The 21,935-nt window shown below is 51.7% G+C and carries 21 protein-coding genes; 6 read left to right on the top strand and 15 right to left on the bottom strand.

Annotated elements, in window-relative coordinates:
- The first annotated feature begins 8 nt into the window (after positions 1 to 8).
- The gene (locus tag DPO_RS15840; protein ID WP_006967150.1) at positions 9 to 1,058 is read left to right on the top strand and encodes a lipid A deacylase LpxR family protein; all 1,050 of its coding nucleotides are present in this window, start codon (positions 9 to 11) and stop codon (positions 1,056 to 1,058) included.
- A gap of 61 nt (positions 1,059 to 1,119) precedes the next feature.
- Here the strand turns inward: DPO_RS15840 and amrB are convergent, their stop codons facing one another.
- The 6 genes from amrB to DPO_RS15810 form a co-directional block, all read right to left on the bottom strand.
- Positions 1,120 to 1,983: an AmmeMemoRadiSam system protein B gene (gene amrB, locus DPO_RS15835; protein WP_006967149.1), complete on the bottom strand. Its 864-nt coding sequence runs from the start codon at positions 1,981 to 1,983 to the stop codon at positions 1,120 to 1,122.
- An 84-nt stretch (positions 1,984 to 2,067) separates the two neighbouring features.
- Positions 2,068 to 2,718, bottom strand: a complete 651-nt coding sequence (hypB, locus tag DPO_RS15830) for a hydrogenase nickel incorporation protein HypB (protein ID WP_006967147.1) — start codon at positions 2,716 to 2,718, stop codon at positions 2,068 to 2,070.
- Positions 2,719 to 2,792: 74 nt separating this feature from the next.
- A complete protein-coding gene (gene hypA, locus DPO_RS15825) occupies positions 2,793 to 3,140 on the bottom strand; it encodes a hydrogenase maturation nickel metallochaperone HypA (protein WP_006967146.1) in 348 nt (115 codons plus the stop codon).
- A 21-nt stretch (positions 3,141 to 3,161) separates the two neighbouring features.
- The gene (gene tgt / locus DPO_RS15820) at positions 3,162 to 4,277 is read right to left on the bottom strand and encodes a tRNA guanosine(34) transglycosylase Tgt (RefSeq protein ID WP_006967145.1); all 1,116 of its coding nucleotides are present in this window, start codon (positions 4,275 to 4,277) and stop codon (positions 3,162 to 3,164) included.
- Between the two features lie 18 nt (positions 4,278 to 4,295).
- The gene (gene queA, locus DPO_RS15815; RefSeq protein WP_006967144.1) at positions 4,296 to 5,360 is read right to left on the bottom strand and encodes a tRNA preQ1(34) S-adenosylmethionine ribosyltransferase-isomerase QueA; all 1,065 of its coding nucleotides are present in this window, start codon (positions 5,358 to 5,360) and stop codon (positions 4,296 to 4,298) included.
- Complete coding sequence (locus tag DPO_RS15810) at positions 5,360 to 5,551, bottom strand: DUF2065 domain-containing protein (RefSeq protein WP_006967142.1); 192 nt, start codon at positions 5,549 to 5,551, stop codon at positions 5,360 to 5,362. Before DPO_RS15810 ends, queA begins: the two co-directional genes overlap by 1 nt.
- Positions 5,552 to 5,738: 187 nt before the next feature.
- Between DPO_RS15810 and gatB the strand changes: the two genes are divergently transcribed.
- From gatB to DPO_RS15790, 4 genes are all read left to right on the top strand, one after another.
- A complete protein-coding gene (gatB, locus tag DPO_RS15805) occupies positions 5,739 to 7,178 on the top strand; it encodes an Asp-tRNA(Asn)/Glu-tRNA(Gln) amidotransferase subunit GatB (protein ID WP_006967140.1) in 1,440 nt (479 codons plus the stop codon).
- Between the two features lies 1 nt (position 7,179).
- Entirely contained in the window at positions 7,180 to 7,824 is a 645-nt protein-coding gene (locus tag DPO_RS15800; RefSeq protein ID WP_006967138.1) for a P-loop NTPase family protein, read from the top strand.
- Positions 7,825 to 7,986: 162 nt separating this feature from the next.
- Positions 7,987 to 9,237, top strand: coding sequence for an OmpP1/FadL family transporter (locus DPO_RS15795; RefSeq protein ID WP_006967136.1), 1,251 nt, complete (start codon positions 7,987 to 7,989; stop codon positions 9,235 to 9,237).
- Positions 9,238 to 9,598: 361 nt separating this feature from the next.
- Positions 9,599 to 10,657 (top strand): Rpn family recombination-promoting nuclease/putative transposase, encoded by a 1,059-nt coding sequence (locus DPO_RS15790; protein ID WP_006967134.1) that lies wholly within the window; start codon positions 9,599 to 9,601, stop codon positions 10,655 to 10,657.
- A gap of 185 nt (positions 10,658 to 10,842) precedes the next feature.
- Here DPO_RS15790 and DPO_RS15785 read toward each other — a convergent pair whose 3' ends face one another.
- Entirely contained in the window at positions 10,843 to 11,118 is a 276-nt protein-coding gene (locus DPO_RS15785) for a helix-turn-helix domain-containing protein (RefSeq protein ID WP_006967132.1), read from the bottom strand.
- A gap of 467 nt (positions 11,119 to 11,585) precedes the next feature.
- Here DPO_RS15785 and DPO_RS26130 point away from each other — a divergent pair, with 467 nt between their 5' ends.
- Complete coding sequence (locus tag DPO_RS26130) at positions 11,586 to 12,026, top strand: Rpn family recombination-promoting nuclease/putative transposase (RefSeq protein ID WP_051069386.1); 441 nt, start codon at positions 11,586 to 11,588, stop codon at positions 12,024 to 12,026.
- Positions 12,027 to 12,846: 820 nt separating this feature from the next.
- Here DPO_RS26130 and DPO_RS15775 read toward each other — a convergent pair.
- The 8 genes from DPO_RS15775 to argS all read right to left on the bottom strand — a co-directional run bounded on the left by DPO_RS15775 (position 12,847) and on the right by argS (position 21,931).
- Positions 12,847 to 13,872, bottom strand: a complete 1,026-nt coding sequence (locus tag DPO_RS15775) for a hypothetical protein (RefSeq protein WP_006967126.1) — start codon at positions 13,870 to 13,872, stop codon at positions 12,847 to 12,849.
- A gap of 137 nt (positions 13,873 to 14,009) precedes the next feature.
- Entirely contained in the window at positions 14,010 to 15,617 is a 1,608-nt protein-coding gene (locus DPO_RS15770; RefSeq protein ID WP_006967125.1) for an FG-GAP-like repeat-containing protein, read from the bottom strand.
- 61 nt (positions 15,618 to 15,678) lie between these two features.
- Positions 15,679 to 17,529, bottom strand: coding sequence for a DNA mismatch repair endonuclease MutL (gene mutL, locus DPO_RS15765; protein ID WP_006967124.1), 1,851 nt, complete (start codon positions 17,527 to 17,529; stop codon positions 15,679 to 15,681).
- Positions 17,530 to 17,709, bottom strand: a complete 180-nt coding sequence (locus DPO_RS15760; protein WP_006967123.1) for a hypothetical protein — start codon at positions 17,707 to 17,709, stop codon at positions 17,530 to 17,532.
- Positions 17,710 to 17,726: 17 nt separating this feature from the next.
- Positions 17,727 to 19,208, bottom strand: a complete 1,482-nt coding sequence (gene gatA / locus DPO_RS15755; protein WP_006967122.1) for an Asp-tRNA(Asn)/Glu-tRNA(Gln) amidotransferase subunit GatA — start codon at positions 19,206 to 19,208, stop codon at positions 17,727 to 17,729.
- Positions 19,209 to 19,251: 43 nt separating this feature from the next.
- Positions 19,252 to 19,539, bottom strand: coding sequence for an Asp-tRNA(Asn)/Glu-tRNA(Gln) amidotransferase subunit GatC (gene gatC, locus DPO_RS15750; protein ID WP_006967121.1), 288 nt, complete (start codon positions 19,537 to 19,539; stop codon positions 19,252 to 19,254).
- Between the two features lie 2 nt (positions 19,540 to 19,541).
- Positions 19,542 to 20,261, bottom strand: a complete 720-nt coding sequence (locus DPO_RS15745) for an SPOR domain-containing protein (RefSeq protein WP_006967120.1) — start codon at positions 20,259 to 20,261, stop codon at positions 19,542 to 19,544.
- Between the two features lie 2 nt (positions 20,262 to 20,263).
- Entirely contained in the window at positions 20,264 to 21,931 is a 1,668-nt protein-coding gene (argS, locus tag DPO_RS15740) for an arginine--tRNA ligase (RefSeq protein WP_006967119.1), read from the bottom strand.
- Positions 21,932 to 21,935: the final 4 nt, after the last annotated feature.

Here is a 21,935-nt window from a genome sequence, read left to right as displayed (position 1 = left end):
GGCTTGTCATGATGACGCGGTATTCCTTTTTTTTCATCCTTGTTTTATTTTTTGTCCTGGTATGCGGAACCCATCCGTGTTTTGCTGAAAAAGATCCCGAGGAACACAGCACGCTCACATTTTATCTGGAAAACGATGTGGTCACGGGCACGGACAGGGAATATACCAACGGGGTCAAATTAACATGGATCTCCAAAGATCTGTCTGATTACCATGAAATTGACACACCGGCCTGGAGCCGAAACACCATCGATGCCCTGCCGTTTGTGAACAAACCCGGAACCGTCCGGAATGTGTCTTTGTCCATCGGCCAGAACATGTATGCCCCCGAAGATCTGGAACGAACCGATCTGATTTTAGATGACCGGCCCTATGCCGGCATCACCTATCTGGCGGCCGGTTTTCACAGCAAAGACAGCAACCGCATGGATACGTTTGAGATCAATGTCGGGATTGTGGGTCCCCACTCCTATGCGGAACAGGTTCAGACAACCTGGCACAAATGGATTGATACCACCGACCCCAAGGGCTGGGATCATCAGCTGAAAGACGAGCCGATTCTCAACCTGCACTATGAACGAAAATGGAAACTGTTGAAATCAGACCTGGGGAAAGGATTTGGATTCGATGTCATTCCGCACTTAGGCGCGGCCCTGGGCAATGCGCTCACCGAAATCAACACCGGGGTACAGGCCCGGTTCGGCTGGCACCTTCCCAATGATTACGGTACGTTTCTGATCCGGCCGGGATCAGACACCAATGCCCCCATGAATGAGAATGATCCCCGGTTTTATCCGATATCCCGGCGCCTGGGATACCATTTTTTCGCCGGGTTCAATACCAGTGCCGTGCTCAGAAATATCTTTCTGGACGGCAATACGTTCCGGGACAGTCACCGTGTGGATAAAAAACCGGTTGTCCTCCAGGGAATCGCCGGTGTGGCCGTCATTGTTCACCGCTTTAAAATCACCTATGCCTATGTATACCAGACCAAAGAATATGATACCCAGAACGAGGATCAGGAATACGCATCCATGACGGTGTCCTATTCATTCTGAATCCAGATGCAAAACAAAAGACCTTTGAGGCCCCAGGCCGGTCCGGCGTGTGACTCCCCTGTCAATCCATTCCATACAGCAGCCCGGTATAGCCCACAAAAGAATCGGAAGGATTTTTATCAAAACTGGTTTCATACGCCAGGACCCGGGCGCGGACGGCACCCATTTTTTTAGCCGCAGCCGCTGTGGCAGCCGCTGCCCCGGGGCAGCACATGTTGTGATGCGCCAGGCCCTCGGAGAGAATCGCCTTCTCATCCATGGATGCCATGGCATCAATGGCAGCGGCATCGTTTTTTGTCGTTACCCATTGAACCGCATCCCGGCCTAAGCCGGCCGGCTCAAACCCGAAATTCGGCCCATAATGGGTCATGTCCGTGGAACCGATCACCCGGATATTTTTGTTCAGGGCATGAGCCACATCCACGGCCATGGTGCCGATAATCGGGGCAAAAAAAGACGGGGCCACGCCGCAGACCACGATGCGGGCATCGGGAAAAAAATATTTGATAAACGGGTACTGCACCTCCAGGGTGTTTTCATCCACAAATCGGCCAGGCGATCGTTTGCGGATGCTGATATTGTCACACAACGCATCCACCAGCTGCCCGTCCACCTGAATGTCTCCCAGCGGGGTCTCTATCAGACCCGAAGTCATGATAAAAGGCTCGGACTGCCGGTGCATGTGTGCTCCGAACAGTACAATGGTATCCACGGGGGATGATTTTTCCGGCGGGACCAGCCCGGCAATGGTCCGGCAGGCAATACTGCCCGAAAAAACCCACCCGGCATGGGGAACGATCCCGGCAACAAACCGGCCTTTGTCCGGCGGCAAAGTTTCTTTCAGAAATGTTTGGATCGCCTGTTGACATGCATCTGCCGAATCCGGATACCAGGTACCGGCAAATGTAGTTCGCTTTTTTTCCATGGTATGCCTCCAACGCCTTTGGGGTAGGCTTGGCTTATTGCAGTCCTTTGAAATAAGCCAATAAGCCAAACCTGACCCCAGTTGTTAAAGTTGCCGGCGAAGCCACTCAAGCCAGGGCTCAAATCCTTGTCCGGTTTTGGCGGACAGTTCAAACACCGGCATGCCCGGATGCACGGTTTTCATATTCTCCACAGCCAGGGCCGCATCAAACTCCAGATACGGCAGCAGGTCCACTTTGTTTAAAATAGCGGCTTCCGACACCTGAAACATCAACGGATATTTCACTGGCTTGTCTTCGCCTTCCGTGACGCTGAGCACCACCACCCGGGCGTTTTCTCCGATATCAAATTCCGCCGGACATACCAGGTTCCCGATGTTTTCCACAATCAGCAGATCCAGGTCATCACATCCCAGTTGTCTTGCCGCTGTATCGATCATGGGCGCGGTCAAATGGCAGTCTCCCCCGAACTGGTCCGTGTTGATCTGGGTCACTTTTGCGCCGGTTTTGGCCAGGCGGTCGGCATCGTTGGTGGTGCAGATGTCCCCCACGATCACGCCCACCTGGATATCAGGCATCAGCTGTGCCAGGGTCCGGCACAGGGTCTGGGTCTTTCCGGATCCCGGCGATGACATCATGTTGAGCACAAACACTTTTTTTTCACGGAAAAAACTCCGGTTTTTATCGGCTTCCGTGAGATTTTTCTCCAGAATATTTTTTCGAATTTTAATTTCCATCAGTCTTTGGATCTCCCATGTTTTTTTAAAAGTCAGTGTACCGGGTTCAAAGAATCACGTCAACCCGATGCGCATCATTCCATCAGGGTGAGGGAATCAATGTCGATCTCCCGGCCTGAAATCATCTGAACCTGCCCGTTTTCACAATCCGGGCACCGGAACACCGGGGTATCGGCTTCCCATTGCCTGCCGCAGGTGTCACAGCGAATCACCACCGGCACCCTCTCAATGTCCAGGCGGGCATGTTCCAACGGCGTGTCCTTGGTGATGATTTCAAAACAGAACGTCAGGCTGTGGGGCACCACAGAAGACAATTTCCCGATTCTCAGATTCAAAGAGGCCACTTTCGGGTCTTTCAGGTCCCGGGGCAGTGCCTCCAAAGCGATCCGGACCAGTTCCTGGGCAATTCCCATCTCATGCATAAGACTTTCCTTGTTTGTTTATCAGACACCCTGTGCCCGGTTTTCATAAAATTGCCGCTTGAATGCATCAAATTCATCCGCCTGAATGGCCTCACGCATCTTTGCCATCAAATCCAGGTAATAATACAGGTTGTGGATGGTGTTCAGTCGGTAGGCCAGCAGTTCCCGGGATTTGTACAGATGACGCAGATAGGCCCGGGTGTAGTTTTGACAGGTATAACAAGAACACGTCTCGTCAATGGGCCGGGTATCGAACTTGAACCGGGCGTTGTGAATGTTCATGTCTCCTTTTGATGTGAACAGCTTGCCGTTTCTGGCATTGCGGGACGGCATCACGCAATCGAACATGTCACACCCCATTTGTGTCAGTTCCACCAGGTTTTCAGGTGTGCCTACGCCCATGATGTATCGGGGTTTGTTTTCAGGCAACAGCGGCAGGGTGTGATTTGCCATCTCATACATCAAATCCGTGGGTTCTCCCACAGACAGGCCTCCGATGGCAAATCCGGAAAAATCAATCTGCATCAGCTCTTCCGCCGAACGGGTTCTCAGGTCCTTGAACATGCCGCCCTGGACAATGCCGAACAGGTTGTTGGGCGCCCCCTGGGCCTGCCAGAAATCATACCCTTTTTGGGCCCAGGCCGTGGTTTTTTCCAACGCGGTTTGTGCCTGGTCAAACGTGGCGGGATATCCCATGCACCAGTCTAAGGACATCATGATGTCCGATCCTAAAATGGTCTGGATCTCCACGGATTTTTCCGGTGAAAAAAAGTGCCGGGACCCGTCGATATGGGACTGGAACGTGACCCCGTCTTCCGTGAATTTGGCCAGTTTGGCCAGGGAAAAAAACTGGAACCCCCCGGAATCGGTGAGCATGGGCCGATCCCACCGGATAAACTCATGCAGCCCGCCCATGTGTGACATCACGTCACACCCGGGCCGCAGATACAGATGATAGGTATTGCCTAAAATGATCTGGGCCCCGCAGTGCTTCAGATCATCGGAAGTCAGGGCTTTCACCGACCCCACCGTGCCCACGGGCATGAAAATCGGGGTTTGGATCCGGCCCCGGGGGGTATCGATCATGCCCAGTCGGGCCCGGTTTCGGGTAGATTTTTTTATCAGGGTAAATTTCAAAAACAAGTCTCCTGTCGTTCATTCAATGAGCATGGCATCGCCATAACTGAAAAAACGGTATTTTTCCGCCACAGCCGCAGCATAAGCATCCAGCATCCGTTGTCGGTCATAAAATGCAGACACCAGCATGAGCAGCGTGGATTTTGGCAGATGAAAATTGGTGATCATGGCATCCACGCACTTAAATCGGTATCCGGGATAAATATACAGATCACACATGCCCGTACCTGACGCAACCCGTCCCTGGTCATCGGCTGTGAATTCCAGGGTGCGAACCGATGTCGTACCCACGGCCACCACCCGCCGTCCCTGATCTTTGGCCGCATTGATCTTTTGGGCCGCACCTGCTGACAAGGAATAATATTCCGAATGGATTTGATGCTCCCGGATATCTTTTACCCGCACCGGCACAAACGTGCCGTATCCCACGTGCAGGGTGAGGTGAACCATGTCGATCTTTTTCCGGGCCAAAGCTGCCATCAAGGGCTTTGTAAAATGCAGGCCTGCCGTGGGCGCGGCCACAGCTCCGTCATTTTTTGCATACACGGTCTGATAATTTTCCCGGTCTTCCGGAACCGGTCTGGTTTCCGGGTCCCGCCGGATATAGGGGGGCAGCGGCAGGGTGCCTGCGGATTTCAAATATGCAACAAACTGTTTTCCCCCTGCAAACAGAATCTCACAAATCCCGTCACGGACCGACATCACCTGTCCGGTCATCTGTTCTGTAAAATACAGCACACTGCCTGTTTTCGGCATTTTAGACGCCCGGACCAGACAGTTGCACTGGAATGACCCGGTCTTTTCCAGATGCTGCATGCCTTGCGCATAATCAATGATCAGCACCTCCACCCGGCCGCCCGTGGCTTTTTTTCCGAACAATCGGGCCGGGATCACCCGGGTGTCGTTGACCACCAGCAGATCACCCGGGTGCAGCAGCCCGGGCAGATCGGAAAACCGGCGATGTGACACGGCATGGGTGTTTCGGTGGATGTGCAGCAGGCGCGAATCGCTGCGGATATCACAGGGTGTCTGGGCAATGAGATCTTCGGGCAGGTCATAGGTATAGTCTGATAAATCAAACATCAGTTGGCTTCCATGGCAACGTACACCACCCCCAGCCCGGCCAGCATCAGAAAAAAACCGAAACGCCGCAGCTTCAGGCTGTCCTGACCTGCAATCACCTGTATCATCTCTTTCATCCGATCCGGAAAGGCAAAATAGGGCAGGCCCTCCACGATCATCACCATGCCTATCACACATAAAAAAAATTTCATTGATTTGTCGTTCCTCTGGTCCCCTTTTTTTTTGATTTCGTGTGTATACCATTATATTCACAAAATTTCATGGCAAAATCCAGATAACGGTTCAAATATAAAATTTCATTGATAAATCAAGCGATCAGGGCTATAAAAACAGGTTGGTATCAATGATCAAAAAAAATATCAAAAGGGAACCCCGTTTATGCAGTTCGAACCTGTTATCGGCCTGGAGGTCCATGCCCAGCTCAAAACCAAGACCAAAATTTTCTGTGCCTGCCCCACTACTTTCGGCAATGCCCCGAATGCCAATACCTGCCCGGTGTGCACGGGTATGCCAGGAGTCCTGCCGGTATTGAACAAAAAAGCGGTCACTTTCGCCATTAAGGCGGCTCTGGCCACAAACTGCACCATTGCCCAAGAAAGCCGGTTTGACCGGAAAAATTATTTTTACCCGGATCTGCCCAAAGGCTACCAGATTTCTCAGTATGCCGCCCCCATTGCCGAACACGGGCATCTGGACATCGAAACCGAGCAGGTCGGGGTAAAGACCATCGGCATCACCCGGATCCACATGGAAGAAGATGCGGGCAAACTGATCCATGATCCCATGCGGGGCAAAAGCCTGGTGGATCTGAACCGCACGGGAATTCCTTTGATTGAAATCGTGAGTGACCCGGACATGCGCACCCCGGCCGAAGCCGGGGCCTATCTGAGAAAGCTGCATGCCATCCTCAAATATATCGATGTGTGCGACGGCAACATGGAACAGGGCAGTTTCCGGTGTGATGCCAACATCTCGCTTCGGCCGGCCGGACAAACCCAATTCGGTATTCGCACGGAACTGAAAAACCTCAATTCCTTCCGGCATGTGGAAAAAGCCATTCAATACGAGATTGACCGCCAGACCTATGTGCTGACCCAGGGGGACACCGTGATTCAGGAAACCCGGCTGTGGGATCCGGAAAAAAACAGAACTGTTTCCATGCGGGGCAAGGAAGAAGCCCATGATTACCGGTATTTTCCGGATCCGGACCTGGTGCCGCTCATCGTGGATGCCGACTGGATCGCTCGGGTTTCCGACCACATGCCCGAACTGCCGGATCAAAAAAAGGACCGGTTCATCTCCCAGTACCAGCTGTCGGAATATGATGCCCGGATGCTGACCGCCGATATTCACCTGGCGGATTTTTTTGACCAGGCCATGACCCGTCTGTCCAATGCCAAACAGACGGCCAACTGGGTCATTACCACCCTGTTAGGCCTGCTCAATGCCCAGGGAATCGACATCACCCGGTCCCCGGTATCCGCAGACAACTTTGCCTCGCTCATGGGGTTACTGGAATCAGACACCATCACGGCCACGGTGGCGAAAATCGTGTTTGAAGAAATGGCAAAAACCGGAAATGATCCCCAAACCATTGTCAGACAAAAAGGCCTGGAACAGGTCAGTGACCGTGGAGAACTGACGGCGTTAGTGGATGAAATTCTGGCCCAAAACCCGGATGAAGTGGCTGCCTATCGAAATGGAAAAACCAAACTGTTTGGTTTTTTCATGGGCCAGGTCATGAAACAGACCCGGGGCAAGGCAGATCCCAAAACCGTTACCCCCATATTAAAATCCAAACTTCAGTCAGGGAGTTGATATGAAATATTTCAGTCTGATGTGCCTCACCTTTTGTGTTCTGGCCTGTGGTGCCACGTTCAGCCTTGCATCAAATGAAGACACACAAAAAGATTCGGTCCGGCCCGTCTCCATTGCCGTGCTTCCCTTTGTCATGCACACAACAGAAACGGATGCACATATTCAAAAAGGCGTGGTGACCATGCTCAATACCCGCCTGGCCTGGCCGGATCAGGTGCACGTAATTCCCGAACAAAAAATCACCCAAGTGCTGAACCAGCTGAATTCAGACGACCGGAACCACATGATCGAAAAAGTGGCCGAACAAACCGACAGCCGATATGTTTTAGACGGCAGCATCACACAGCTGGCCGGGTCCTTCAGCATTGATGCCATAGTTTATGACATCTTGAACAAGCAGCATATGACTTTTTTTGAACAATCCGACAACAGTGATGAATTGATCGACAAGATCAGCCGGATCGCCGCAAACATCAATAAAGAAGTGTTTGACCGAACCACAACGGACTGGGAAAGAATCGAGCAGGAACGTCAGGCCAGACGTAATGAACTGCGGCGCCAAAACCCGGAACATCTGATGCAGAACCCCCAATGGCAACAGACCCGGGAGTCCCCTGGCTGGAAAATTTGGAAATACCTGTTTTAAACATACTGAAAATATCCACTTAAACCGCGTTTATCGGTAAAAACACTTGACACCGGCACGTGTCAAGGATAAATCCAAATAATAAATGTTAGCAAATCATGTCTATGGAGCTGAAAAGCTGTTTTTTAATTACCTCTAATTTTTTTGAAAAGGAGAAGGCAGATGGGAAAGACAAGCGCGAGTATTTTGACTGCACTGGTGATGCTGGTCGGTGTTTTTTCTCAAACCGCTCTGGCAGGCGGCATTGACAACAAACAGAACTGGTCGGCCCGGTATCTGGCCACAGGTTCACGGAATGCGGCCACGGACGGGGTAGATATCGCCGCCTACAACCCGGCCGGGATGATGTTCCAGGAAGACGGCATCGGCCTGGGCCTGGATGTGCATTATATTTTCAAAAATTATGAGCACAAATATACGGATCTTCAGGCAGGACCCGTGACCCGGGACCAGGATGAACCGTCCATTATTCCGGGTCTGTTTGCCACCTATAAGTCCGGCGTCTGGGGGGTATTCGGCTCCATCACCAACAACGGCGGCGGCGGGAAGGTGAAGTATGAATCCGGTAATGCCATCACCAATACCATAGCAATGGGTTTCTTTCCTTTGCCGCTCACCAATCAGTTCATCGAAGCAGAAAGCATGTACATTACCTATACCGCTGGCGCCAGTTACCAGATCAGTCCCATGGTGTCTGTAGCAGCCGGGGTCCGGTATATGGATGCCACAAAAGATGTGTCAGCATACTCCGACACCGCCCTGGGTGCCCTGTACGGCGCGTATGAAGAAGAAGCCGACGGCTGGGGCTGGATTGCCAGCTTGAACGTGAAACCCAGAAATGATCTGCTCCTGGCGTTCCGGTATGAATCTGAAGTGGATCTGGAATTTGAAACAACGCTGGATGGAAACAACACCGCAATGGGCAACGCCGTTCTGGCTAGTCTGGGAAAAACACAGAATGGCACATATGACCGGAATCTGCCCGCGGTGTTTGGCATGGGGGTATCCTGGGATACCAATGACCGGTTGAATCTGAACACCTCGTTCACTTATTATTTAGAAAAACGGGCGGACTGGGACGGCGAAGAAGACTTGGTGGACAACAGCTATGACATTGCCATCTCCGCCACCTATAGTTTTATGGACAACCTGCGCGGCAGCATCGGCTATATGTTCACAGATGTGGGAATTGATGCCAAGGATTTCACCTTGGTCGAACAGATGAGTCCGGCGCTGGACGCCCATTCTTTTTTCCTTGGTCTGGGATATGATTTCTCCGAGTGCATCACTTTTGATCTGGGGCTGATGACCAATTTCTATGATGAGGACACGGCAGCGGATCCCATGGGCAATTTGGTCACCTATGAAAAGCAGAACAATGCGGTTGCAATGGGAGTCGCTTTTAAATTCTAAGCATTTACATCTTCCAGTTTTGATCGCTGAAGGGCGGCGCGCAATGTGTGTGAACCAACAACACCTTTGCTTGCCGCCCTTTTTTATTATTTCATCAGGACCTGACTCTGTGGACATTCAGATTTTTTTTGTCAAAAGACCTGTGCCGTTCTATCCCATCAGGCCTCACCCTCTGTCGCGTTTGACAAACTTTAAGGCGAAGCGACGTTGAACAATGAAAACTGTGGGCTTGGATGTCCTCAAACAGTTCGCTGTTCTTACGGCTTCCCATGCAAACAGCCTATTAGAATAAAATCAGACAGTAGATCTGATGATATTCAATCCCCTTGACGTAACCCCTGGCTCCAGTTAAAATTGCACCATGACAGACAAGACAAATAATAGGCGGGTCGTCAATCCCCATGATAAACTGTTCCGGAAGGTCAACAGCGATCTGGAAAACGCACGAAGTGTTTTGAAAAACTATCTACCTGACCGGGTAGTGAAGCTGATGGATCTGTCCACCTTGGAAATCAGCAAGGACAGTTTTATCGAAGCGGATCTGGCGGACTATTATTCGGATATGCTGTACAAGGTGAATCTGGTTGAAGGCAGCCAGGGATTCGTTTATGTAATGTTCGAGCATAAAAGCTATTATGACAAATTTGTGCATCTTCAGCTGCTGGAATATATGGTCAAAATCTGGCGTCTATATATCAAACAGCACAAGGGAAGATCTTTCAAATTGCCCATTGTGATTCCACTGCTGATCTGCCATGGCAGAAAAGAATGGCCGAAAAACACTATAAGACTGACCTCGTTGCTGTCCGGTCCGATGGACGACCTTGCCGGTTACATCCCGGATTTCGGATTCGAACTGAACGATCTTCACCGGTTCTCGGATGATCAGATCAAGGGAACGGTCACCATTCGAGTGATGATGATGTTGTACAAGTATATTTTTGAACCAGAACTGCGACACAGGCTGCCTGATATTTTTTCTTTGTTTAAGACCTTGATGGAAAAGGAAACCGGATTGCAATATCTGGAGGCAGTGGTCCGGTACCTGGCATCGATCCTGGATGAAGATGAACTGTCATTCAAACAAATTAAGGAAATAGCGGAACAAGCTATTTCCAAGAACACGGGAGAATATATTATGACACTGGCAGAGAAACTTCGGAATGAAGGTAAGCTGGAAGGCCTCGTTGAGGGTGAGAAAAGAGGTGAGAAAAGAGGCGAGAAAAGAGGCCAAAAGATGGGTCGGCTGGAAGGCATCAGGGAGGCTATCGAACTGGGCATAACCCTCAAATTTCCAGAGGACATCAATGCAGTCATGGTCAAGGTGAATGCAATCGATGATCTGGAGACACTGGGTAAGATAAAAGAGGTGATCAAAACCGCCAAAGACAGTACTGAGGTTCTTTCCCTGTTAAAATAGAACGAAGCGGGTTCCCATCTACTCCAGCTTGTCTGACATATAAATGATTCTACCCGCCATATCAAGCATCTGATTTTGCAAGACAGGATATAGCGACGAAGGCAAATTATCATCAAAACTGCATTTGGCGGATTTGACAATATTGGCATTTCCGCCAAATAGTCATGGATCATCTTTCTGGTATGTCACAATTTTTCCACATTGTTATTGTCCTGCTTTAATGTGTTACTGCCGGCCATGACCGCCCCCACCCATGGCGATAAAACTTGCCAGCCTTGCTTTTCAGCCACCTGGGCCACGGTGAATCCCCGGGATAAATCGGTATTTAGGGAATTTGCCAGTATTGGCATTTTGCCTAAATGCTGAAGAATTGTTTTTTGATCCAGGCCGAGTCGCTTTGCCATCCGGTCCTGGGACATCCCAAGGCCGTGCATGCGCAATAGTTTGATGTCTCTGCCCATCCCGCCAGGTTCCTGACAATGACGGTGACCGTTTCCACCCCAGTTGCCTTGAACGCGCTCCATCGGTGGCCTCGTCCAGCAGGCGATAAAAACCGGGCCGGTCCGGACAGAATTCCACCTCGATGGGGTCAAAGACAAATCCATCCGTGGCATTGGGTATTGTTGCCACAGCGATTGCCGACCGACTCGTTCACAATTCTGAGATCCTTATCATGGAGGGAGAAAGCTATCTAAAAAAGTGATCATCAGACAGTGGATTTGGTATTCAATCCCCTTGACGTACCCCCTGGCTCCGGTTAAAATTGCTTCATGACAGACAAGACAAATAATAGGCGGGTCGTCAATCCCCATGATAAACTGTTCCGGAAGGTCAACAGCGATCTGGAAAACGCCCGAAGTGTTTTGAAAAACTGCTGATCTGCCATGGCAGAAAAGAATGGCCGAAAAACACTATAAGACTGACCTCGTTGCTGTCCGGTCCGATGGACGACCTTGCCGGTTACATCCCGGATTTCGGATTCGAACTGAACGATCTTCACCGGTTCTCGGATGATCAGATCAAGGGAACGGTCACCATTCGAGTGATGATGATGTTGTACAAGTATATTTTTGAACCAGAACTGCGACACAGGCTGCCTGATATTTTTTCTTTGTTTAAGACCTTGATGGAAAAGGAAACCGGATTGCAATATCTGGAGGCAGTAGTCCGGTACCTGGCATCGGTCCTGGATGAAGATGAACTGTCATTCAAACAAATTAAGGAAATAGCGGAACAAGCTATTTCCAAGAACACGGGAGAATATATTATGACACTGGCAGAGAAACTTCGGAATGAAGGTAAGCTGGAAGGCCTCGTTGAAGGTGAGAAAAGAGGCGAGAAAAGAGGCCAAAAGATGGGTCGGCTGTAAGCCATCAGAGAGGCTATCGAACTGGGCATAACCCTCAAATTTCCGGAGGACATCAATGCAGTCATGGTCAAGGTGAATGCAATCGATGATCTGGAGACACTGGGTAAGATAAAAGAGGTGATCAAAACCGCAAAAGACAGCACTGAGATTCTATCCCTGTTAAAATAGGATGAAAAGCGGATCCCCCATTTACAGCTTGTCTGATAAATATAGCTGTGTTTAGCCCGAACTTGCTTTCTTATCCACGGTCAAAATTGATCAAATACCAGTGTACTGTTGACGATAGCAGATAGTAAGTTATCAGGTCAGAATAAGATTTCCGGCCTACAGCCGCCGCCCGGCACTCGCCTTTGACGACAGTGATGAATCCCCCGGGCAGTGTATCCCGACGAAGGCAAATGATCAGTCAATCGACATTTGGCGGATATGGCAATACTGCGATTTCCGCCAAATAGTCATGGATCATCTCCCCGGCATGTCCTGCTTTTTCCACATTTTTATTCTCCCGCAGTTAATGATCGGGAATTTAATTCCCACCTGTTTTCAAAATTTTTTCCCTGCCAATTTCAAGGATTGCCACGCAGCCACTGATCTTTTAATGATGACTCTTTGAATCCATGAGACTCTTTGCGCCGCGGTAGCGTCTGGTGGGGAGGGGGGGGCTACTGTGCAGGAGGGTTTTGCAGCGGACAGAATAAATAAAGGGTTTTCATAAAAAAAACAGGGGCCTGATTACTTAGTGTCATCAGGCCCCTGCAAAAATTCAGGTGGCTGTATTGAACAAATAAAACGGTTCTAAATCAGAATGAATAATTTCCGATTAGAAGTTGATCTGCCATTTGGCGCCGTAGTATGTGATTTCTTCACTACCGGTTTCTTCGCCATCAATCACACCGATTTCAGGCGTAATGAAGACACCCGGAGCCAGTGTGATGGTGGACTGTACATAATAGGTCTGCACTTCATTGTCATCCAGCAGGCCACCCATTTGTTCTGCTTCAGCATAGCCGTAACCTGCTTCAAATGCAAACATATCGTTGGCTTTAAAAGTAGCAACCAGAATGAAACCCATGGCTTCATTGTCCACTACGTTAGTTCCATCCCAATCGGCATTTCCATCATTCCAGGCATTGTCGCCATCAAGGGAAAGAGCCATAATGTTCCCTACGTTTTCACCGATATACACGTTACCGCCCAAGGAAAAGCCACCAAAACCAGTCTTTGCACCCAAAGCAACGACATAGGAATCCACATCATGATCACCTGTGGCGGTTCCCAGCAGTTCATAGCTCTGATAACCGGCACCCAGGTTGAAGCTGAAGTTGTCCATTACCAGGTTGTAGTTGGCTTCGATGCCCGGCATGGATACTTCAGTAGCGGCAGCACCACCAAAGACGGGATCTTTTGGAGCCAGCACAGCAATCTGAAACCCACCGAATTTCAGACGGAGCATGCCTTCACGGCCGGAGTAAACACCCCCCTGGGCCAGCATGTCATTGTCAGTTCCGTATACCTGGTTGGAGTAAAAATAGTTCAGCGGGGTGTAAGTCTGACCCACCAGCAGAGAGCCGGCACCAAAGTTCCATTCACCATACAGTTTACGAACATTAACGCCGGTACCATATTCAAACCCACCGGTCACTTCATCAGATACCTTGACGGTAGCACCGATACGGGAGTTGCCCTGAAGGTTCTCCCCGTAATTGGTGGTGTCGGCCTGATCTAAATCAGTAAAAAAAGTAGCAATACGGGCAGACCCGTAAAAATTCCAGTCCGCAGCTGCGGCGGTCATTGCAGAGCCAGCCACCAATGCCAGGGCTGCAACCAATACCATTAATTTTTTCATTTTTTTCTCCTTAAGGTCTTTTATTAAATTCAACCACCTGAAATACAGGTATCCGGCCCTCCTTTTAAAGGCCAGATACCATACAGATATGTTCTTTAATTCAATTCAACCCGTCTTGTCAATGTTTTTTTAATTTATCAGTCCAATTCATAGGAAATAATGCTGGAAGATTTGTCTTTGGCCAGAATGGCCAGCTTGGTCTGGGTCACCACGGACACGATGAGTTCATCTTTTCCGTCTGCATCGATATCTGCCACGGCAAAATCACTGATCCACCCCTGAAGCGCCAGGGTTTCAAACATCGGGGCCAGCGCAATGCCGTTCCAGGACAACACCTGGATGGTGCCGTTTTCAAACCGTTTATACCGGCCCAAAGCACCCCCGCCGAACTCATTGTTCTGAACGGCCACGATTTCCGGTTTGTCTTCGCCGGTCATGTCAACAAATTGAATTCGGGGATGAATATAGACCCGTTCCCGATAGGATCCATCCGGATCATTTTTGGGCATCAGCCAGACATGGGCCGTGCCGCCGTATTTTTCCGTGCTTTCCCATTGCTCACTCCCCCCGTCATCCGTCACCACCAAGCGGCCGAACCGGTTGATCATCACATATTCTTCCGCAGATTCTTTGGTCACCGGCCCTTTGGCCAGAGACAGTACGGACGTGTTCCGGGGCAGCCGGACCTGTTTTTGCCGGGTATAGCTGCTGCCTTCCGCCTGCATGATGTAAACAGGCCCGTCAAAAGGATCTTTACTGCTTCGCTGGCCCATCAGGGTCTGGGATCCGTCCGGCGCGTCAATCACCCGGTAATAATAGTGCTGATTGTCTGTAATCGTCACATAGTCAGACCCATTGTATTCCACCACAAAGGACTGGAGTCCGTCCAGATGGATGGTAAAACTGGTGACAAAAATTTCAGGATATCCATTGCCGTTGATGTCTGCGATATCCAGGGCCACAATCCGGTGATTGCTGCTGAATTCCAGCTGTTTTTCCAATACCAGATGATTGTCGGACATCTGATGGATCATCAGGGTATTATCGGTGGCCGCCACCACCTGAAGCGTGCCGTCATCGGTGAGATCACCGACGGCCATGGCATTGATCACCATATCCAGTGACAGATGGGTGGCAAATCCGCCGCCGCCACCGGTTTGCTGCAGGTTGACGAATCCCCCCTGCCCCCCGGTTGACTGGAACCCACCCGGTGCCCGGGGTCCTTCCTGGACGGGCTGGGCGTACAGTTCATTGGCAATGGACCGGTTGAATACTTTTTGATTGATATCTCCGGCAAAGGTGTTCACCAGGGGAATCACATCCCCCATGTTGTTGCTCTGCTCAAAAAAAGTCAGGGCCGGTTTGTCACCCGTGATATCCACCATGGCGGCATCCAGGCTCACGCTTTCCCCGAAATGGGTCAGACTGCCGAACAAAACATAGTCTGCGCCCAGGCGTTCACCGATGTTTCGGGCCGCATCCTGGGTCAGATCTCCCGGACGGCCGGTCAACGCATCATCCACAGCGGCCCGGTCCAGGACGTCGACCTTGCCCGGATCTGACAGGCGGGAGGACAGCATGGAAAACAGGCCGTTCCGCAAAAAGGTCAGGTCCTGGGGGGAATTCATGGTAAAGGGAAGCACAGCCACGGTTTTAGGGGCCGCAGACACGGCCGGAACCATGGCTGCCAACATGAAACAACCGACCAGGCATCCGGTGAATGCGGCAAATAATCTGGATCTCAAAGCACGACTCCTTGTATTTTGGTTTGAATGGCGCAGGGCCAATATATATCAACTGTATCTTTCAAACAACCCTTTTGAACAGCTTTTCCATCTGCACTTTATCAAAGGTGACAATGGTGGGCCGGCCGTGGGGGCAGTGAAACGCATTGTCACAGGCCAGCAGATCTTTGATCAGTGTTTGCATTTCCGTCAGGGACAGGGTCCGGTGGGCCCGGATGGCATGATGACAGGCCATGGACATCAGGCAGGTTTCCCGCCATTGCTCCCTGACTGCAATGTCACCGGTCTCCATCAATGTGTCCACCATCCCTGTCACCAGGGTTTTGACAGATGTCTGATCCACCAGTCCGGGCACAGCCTTGATCACGAAGGTGGTGCCCCCGAAGGGTTCGATGACCAGCCCCATCGCCGCCAGGTCCGGCAGAATGCCGGAAAGGAGATCCGCTTCTTTGGCGCTCAGTTCCAGGGTTTCAGGCACCAGCAGGTATTGACTGTCTGCCGGCAGATGATCCTGCCGGTGCTTCAATGCCTCATACACCACCCGTTCATGGGCGGCATGCTGATCCACCAGCATCAAAGCGTTTTCCTGTTCCGCCACAATATAGGTTCCCATGACCTGTCCCACCACCCGGGGGACAGGGGATCGATCCGGGGTTTTGGCCGTCAGGGGGGGGTCTGATTTGTTTTCAGGAGTTGCGAACCGGTCAAAGGTCTGCCGGACCTCATGGTGAAGGCCGTCTGATTCCGGCATTGGATCAAAGCGATTGTCATTCCGGAACCCTTTGGATTCTCGGACAATCAAGGGATCGGCAGGCACTGGATCGGGTGCCCAGGAAATGGGTGTCTGCGCAAACCGGGGAGCGTTTATGAGGTCAGCCGGCCGGGGATCAGGGCCTGATCTGGATCCGGTATATGTGGATACCTGCTGCTGGGCCGCCAGCAATGCCGTGTTCACAGCCGCGGTCACAGCCTGATACACGGGCCGGGCATCCAGGAACTTGATTTCCCGTTTGGATGGGTGCACATTCACATCCACCTGGTCGCAGGGCAGCTCACAGCACACCACGGCCATCGGATACCGCCCTTTCATGATCCGGCCGGCATATCCCCGGAACAGGGCTGCCACCACGCCTTTGTCACGGACCAGGCGCTGATTGACAAACAGATAGATACGGCCGGCTGTCGCCCTTGACACGGCCGGGTTGGCACATACCCCGGTCACCCGGACATCCCCGGCCGAATAGTCCATCTCGTACAGGTGATCCGCCGCATCCTGACCCAGCACCAGCATGGCCCGGTGCACCAGGTCCTGGTCCGGGGGAAAATGTTTGACCAGCCGGTTTTTGGAAAACAGCCGGAATCCCACGGATGGATTGCCCAAGGCCAGGCCGGACAAGGTATCGGTAATATGGGCACCTTCAGTGGTGTCGGTTTTTAAAAATTTGCGCCGGGCCGGGGTATTGAAAAACAGGTGCCTGACCTCCACCAGGGTGCCGGCCGGAGCCCCCGTGTCCGACACCTGCAACAACTTGCCCCCGGCCATTTCCACCTTTGTGGCCGTATCCGCATCCTGGGGTCTTGTCACCAGGCAGAACTTAGACACCGAAGCCATGGACGGCAGGGCTTCACCGCGAAAACCGAAACTGGCAATGGCAAACAGGTCCTCTTTTGTGTGGATCTTGCTGGTGGCATACCGCTCAATGGCCAGCAATGCCTGGTCCCGGGACAGTCCCGTGCCGTCATCGGAGACCCGGATCAATGATTTGCCGCCTTTGTCCATCTCCACCGTGACGCGGGTGGCTCGGGCATCGATGCTGTTTTCCACCAGTTCCTTGACCACGGATGCCGGGCGCTGCACCACCTCTCCGGCGGCAATCTGATTGGACAGGATATCCGGCAGAATCCGGATCATTCAGGTCTCCTGTTTCACAAACCGGAGCAGAAACTCCGAATCTTTCGGGCTTAAATCAAACTGCAAGGACGCCTCATTGGCCAGTCGGGTCACTGAAGTATCCGGGGATTTTCTGCGTTGTTCACTTACCCATTCAATGGCTTTTTTCAATGCATCCCCCTGGGGCTGGACATTACTCATGATGATTTCCTCCCAATTTACATGTCCGGGATATCCGGGAACCGGGGTTCCAGGTTCATTGATTTCTCCACACCATATCCGGCCCGGATCAAAGACAGTTCATCAAACCGGCCGGCCATCATCTGAATGCCGATGGGCAGCCCGGCGGCTGAAAAACCGGCAGGCACGGAAATGCCGGGTACTGCGGCCATGTTGGCGGACAAGGTAAAAATATCGGTGAGATACATGGTCAACGGATCATCGATCTTTTCTTTGATGCGGAATGCCGGGGTCGGGGCCACGGGAGACAAAAGAATGTCACAGGTCTCAAACGCCTTTGCAAAATCCGCCATGATCAGGGCCCGCACCTGGGAAGCTTTGCCGTAATACGCATCATAATATCCGGCTGACAAGGCATAAGTACCGATGATGATCCGGCGCTGCACTTCCGGGCCGAACCCTGTGGATTTGGTCTGCTTGTACATATCCAGAAGATCGGCGGTATCCCGTGCTCTGAAACCGTACTTCACCCCGTCAAACCGTGCCAGGTTGGAGCTGGCCTCGCACGGGGCAATGATATAGTAGGCTGCCACCACATAATCGGTATGGGGCAAAGATACCGACTGAATCGTCGCTCCCAGGGATTCCATGAGCGTTCTGACGTTGTCAAACACGGCCCGCACATCCGGATCGATTCCCGGCATGTCCAGATATTCCTTTGGAATGCCCACGGTCATGCCTTTGAGCCCGTTTTTATCAAACGCGGTCAGCCCACTGGTGAAATCCGGCACCGGCTCCGGCGCGGATGTGGAATCTTTCGGGTCATGCCCGGCGATCAGGTTCATCATAAGGGCCGCGTCTTCCACGGTCCGGGTGATAGGGCCGATCTGATCCAGGGAAGAGGCATAGGAGACCAGGCCATACCGGGACACCCGGCCATAGGTGGGTTTAAGCCCCACCACCCCGCAATGGGATGCCGGCTGCCGGATGGAACCGCCCGTATCCGATCCCAAGGCCGCACTGCAGAACTGTGCCGCCACAGCCGCCGCGGAACCACCGCTGGAACCGCCGGGCACATAATCCACATGCCAGGGATTCCGGGTGGGAAAATAGGCGGAATTTTCTGTGGAAGATCCCATGGCAAACTCATCCATATTGGTTTTGCCGATAATAACACCATGGGACTGCCGCAGCTTTTCCACCACCGTGGCATCATACCGGGGCACAAAGTTGTCCAGAATTTTCGACCCGCAGGTGGTTCGCATCCCCTGGGTGCACAAAAGATCCTTCAGGGCCATGGGAATGCCGGTGAACGGCGTGTGGTTGTTTGATGCAATCTGATCATCCGCTGCTGCTGCCTGGGCCAGGGCCGCATCTGCATCAGCGGTGATAAAGCTGTTCAGTGTACTGTCATGGGTTTTAATGCGGTCCAGGTACGCCCGGGTCAGCTCGGTGGAAGATATCTTTTTTTCATCCAGCATCCGGGCGGCCCGGGCCAGGCTCAATGTATGTAAATCCATATATCCTTATTTCCTTGAAAAATGAATGCCGGTTTGTTCCCGGTTATTTCACCACCCGGGGGACCAGATAATAGTCTTGATCTTTTTCCGGGGCATTGGCCAGGGTCACCCGGGGCCCGGGGCTTGTCTGCGGCACATCTTCTCTGAGGACATTGTGCATAAATGCGGCCCCGGATGCCGGAGCAACGCCGTTGACATCCACATGGGCCAGTTTGTCCATATAGCCTAAAATATCACTGAGCTGTCCGCAAAGTGCCTGTCTTTGTTCATCATCCATCTTGAGCCGGGCCAGATGGGCGATATTCTCCACTTCCTGTTCAGAAATTTTCATTGTCAATCCTTTGTAATGATCATGCCGTTGATACCGGCCTGGTTCAATTTTTCCAGGTATTGGACGGCCGCATCCCGGGAAACGAATTCTCCGATTCGTATCCGATACCAGGTGATGCCGTCCATTTCCTTGGTTGTCCGGGTGGCGGTGAATCCTTTTTTCTCCAGGGTCGTCATCTGGGTCACTGCGTCCCGAAACGATTTAAATGCCGCCACCTGAATGGTGTAACTGCCCTGAGAATTCGATTTTTCCGGTTTCTCACCCGATGCCGGGGTTTTCTCATCCCGCAAAGGGGGGTCCATCATTTTTTCAGCGATCGCTTTGTTGAACGTGGCCGCCTTTTTGCTGGTCTTGACCGGGATGTCATCCATCCGTTTTGCATCCCTGGTATCACCCGTTTCAATTTCCTTGAGATCCCGGTTGGGCAACGGGGTGTCATCAAACGTATCTGCCGGGTCTGCCGCCGGGACCGGAATTGTCATCTCCTCGAATCCTTTGTCATCACTCAAGGCATCATAATAATGGAGTGCAATTTTTTCATCCGGATCACCTGTCATTTCCGGATCTTTGTATTGTTCAACAATGGTCTGGAGGCGTTCCTGAAACCCTTGGGTTTCAAATGTCACCGGAGATGTCCCCCGGCCGGCCATCACCCCGAGCAGAAACAGCCACCCGCCGATAAAAATATAGATGATATATTTTAAAACGCCTTTAAAAGGCATGCTCACATTCTTTCAGGTGCAGTCACCCCTAAAAGGAAAAGCCCGTTCCGAATCACCTTTTTAACAGCCAAAACCAGGCTGACCCGGGCCAGGGTCAGTTCCGTATCTTCAGTAATCACTTTGTGCCGGTTATAATACGCATGAAAAGCCGCTGCCAGGGTCATCAGATAGGTAAAAATCACATGGGGATGGCAGGTGGCCGCACTTTTTTCCACCTGTTCGGGAAACCCGGCCAACGTCTTGATCAACTGGATCTCTTCTTGGGCCACCAGTTTTGACAGATATTGTCCCTGGTTGAAATCCACATCCATTTCCGGGTGCAGGGCCTTTGCTTTGGCCAGAATACCCGAAATCCGGGCATGGACATACTGGACATAATACACCGGGTTGTCACTGCTCTTCTGCTTGGCCACTTCCAGATCAAAATCCAGGCCGGAATCATAGCTGCGGCTTAAAAACATGAACCGGGCCGCATCTTTTCCCACTTCATCCACAATGTCTTTGAGCGTGACAAACTCCCCGGCCCGGGTGGACATCTGAACGGGTTCCCCCCCCCGCAACAGATTCACCAGCTGCACCAGAATCACCTGGAACCGGTCTCTTTGTTTTCCAAAAGCCATGACAGCGGCTGCCAGACGGTTGATATATCCGTGATGATCCGCCCCCCATACATCGATCACCCGGTCAAATCCCCGTTCATATTTTTCCTGGTGATACGCGATATCCGAAGCAAAATAGGTGGTCAATCCATTGCTTCTCACCACCACCCGGTCTTTCTCGTCCCCGAAATCTTGGGTCCTGAACCACAATGCCCCGTCTTTTTCATAGACCCGACCCTCTTTTTTCAACACGTCAATGGCCTGTTGAACACGCCCTGAATCATACAGGCTCTGCTCACTGAACCACTGATCAAACGTCACGCCGAAATCCGCCAGGTCGTATCGGATCTGTTCAAGTATCCGGCCGGCCGCATATCGGGCACAGACGTCAATGGCTTTGTCTTCATCTCTGTTTATAAAATCCGGCCCTTCCCGGTCCAACACTTCACGGGCCAGATCCTTGATATAATCGCCTTTGTAGCAGTCTTCAGGAAAATCAACCGTGTGTCCGGCCAGTTCACGCAGCCGGAACCAGACCGATGTCCCCAGCGTGCGGATCTGCCGCCCTGAGTCATTGATATAATATTCCTTGGATACTGAAAATCCGGCAAAACGCAAGATATTGCCCACCGCATCCCCGACCGCGGCCCCCCGGCCATGTCCCACATGCAAGGGACCGGTGGGGTTGGCACTGACAAATTCCACCTGGACCCGCTCTTTTTGGCCGAAATCAGAAGCCCCATACCGGTCATCCGCAGCCAGCACCTGATCCACCACCGGATGCCAGGCAGATGGCCGTAGAAAAAAATTGATAAATCCCGGGCCGGCCACTTCAATTTTGTCGATCCGGTCTTCGGGTTCCATATGGGCAATCACGGCTTCGGCAATTTTTCTGGGGGCCATTTTCTGGATAGATGCGGAAACCATGGCAAAATTGGTGGACAGATCCCCCTGGGAATCATGTTTGGGGGCTTCAATTTCCATTTCCGGCACATGTCCGGACACAAGCATGCCGGCATCTACCGCTTTTCGGGCCGCAGCAGTCACCATGTTTTTTATGATATGTTTCATAAGA

This window comes from Desulfotignum phosphitoxidans DSM 13687 (assembly GCF_000350545.1).
Classification (GTDB): Bacteria; Desulfobacterota; Desulfobacteria; order Desulfobacterales; family Desulfobacteraceae; genus Desulfotignum; species Desulfotignum phosphitoxidans.
Note: the sequence above shows the minus strand (reverse complement) of the source record. Positions and strands in the feature narration are given on the sequence as shown.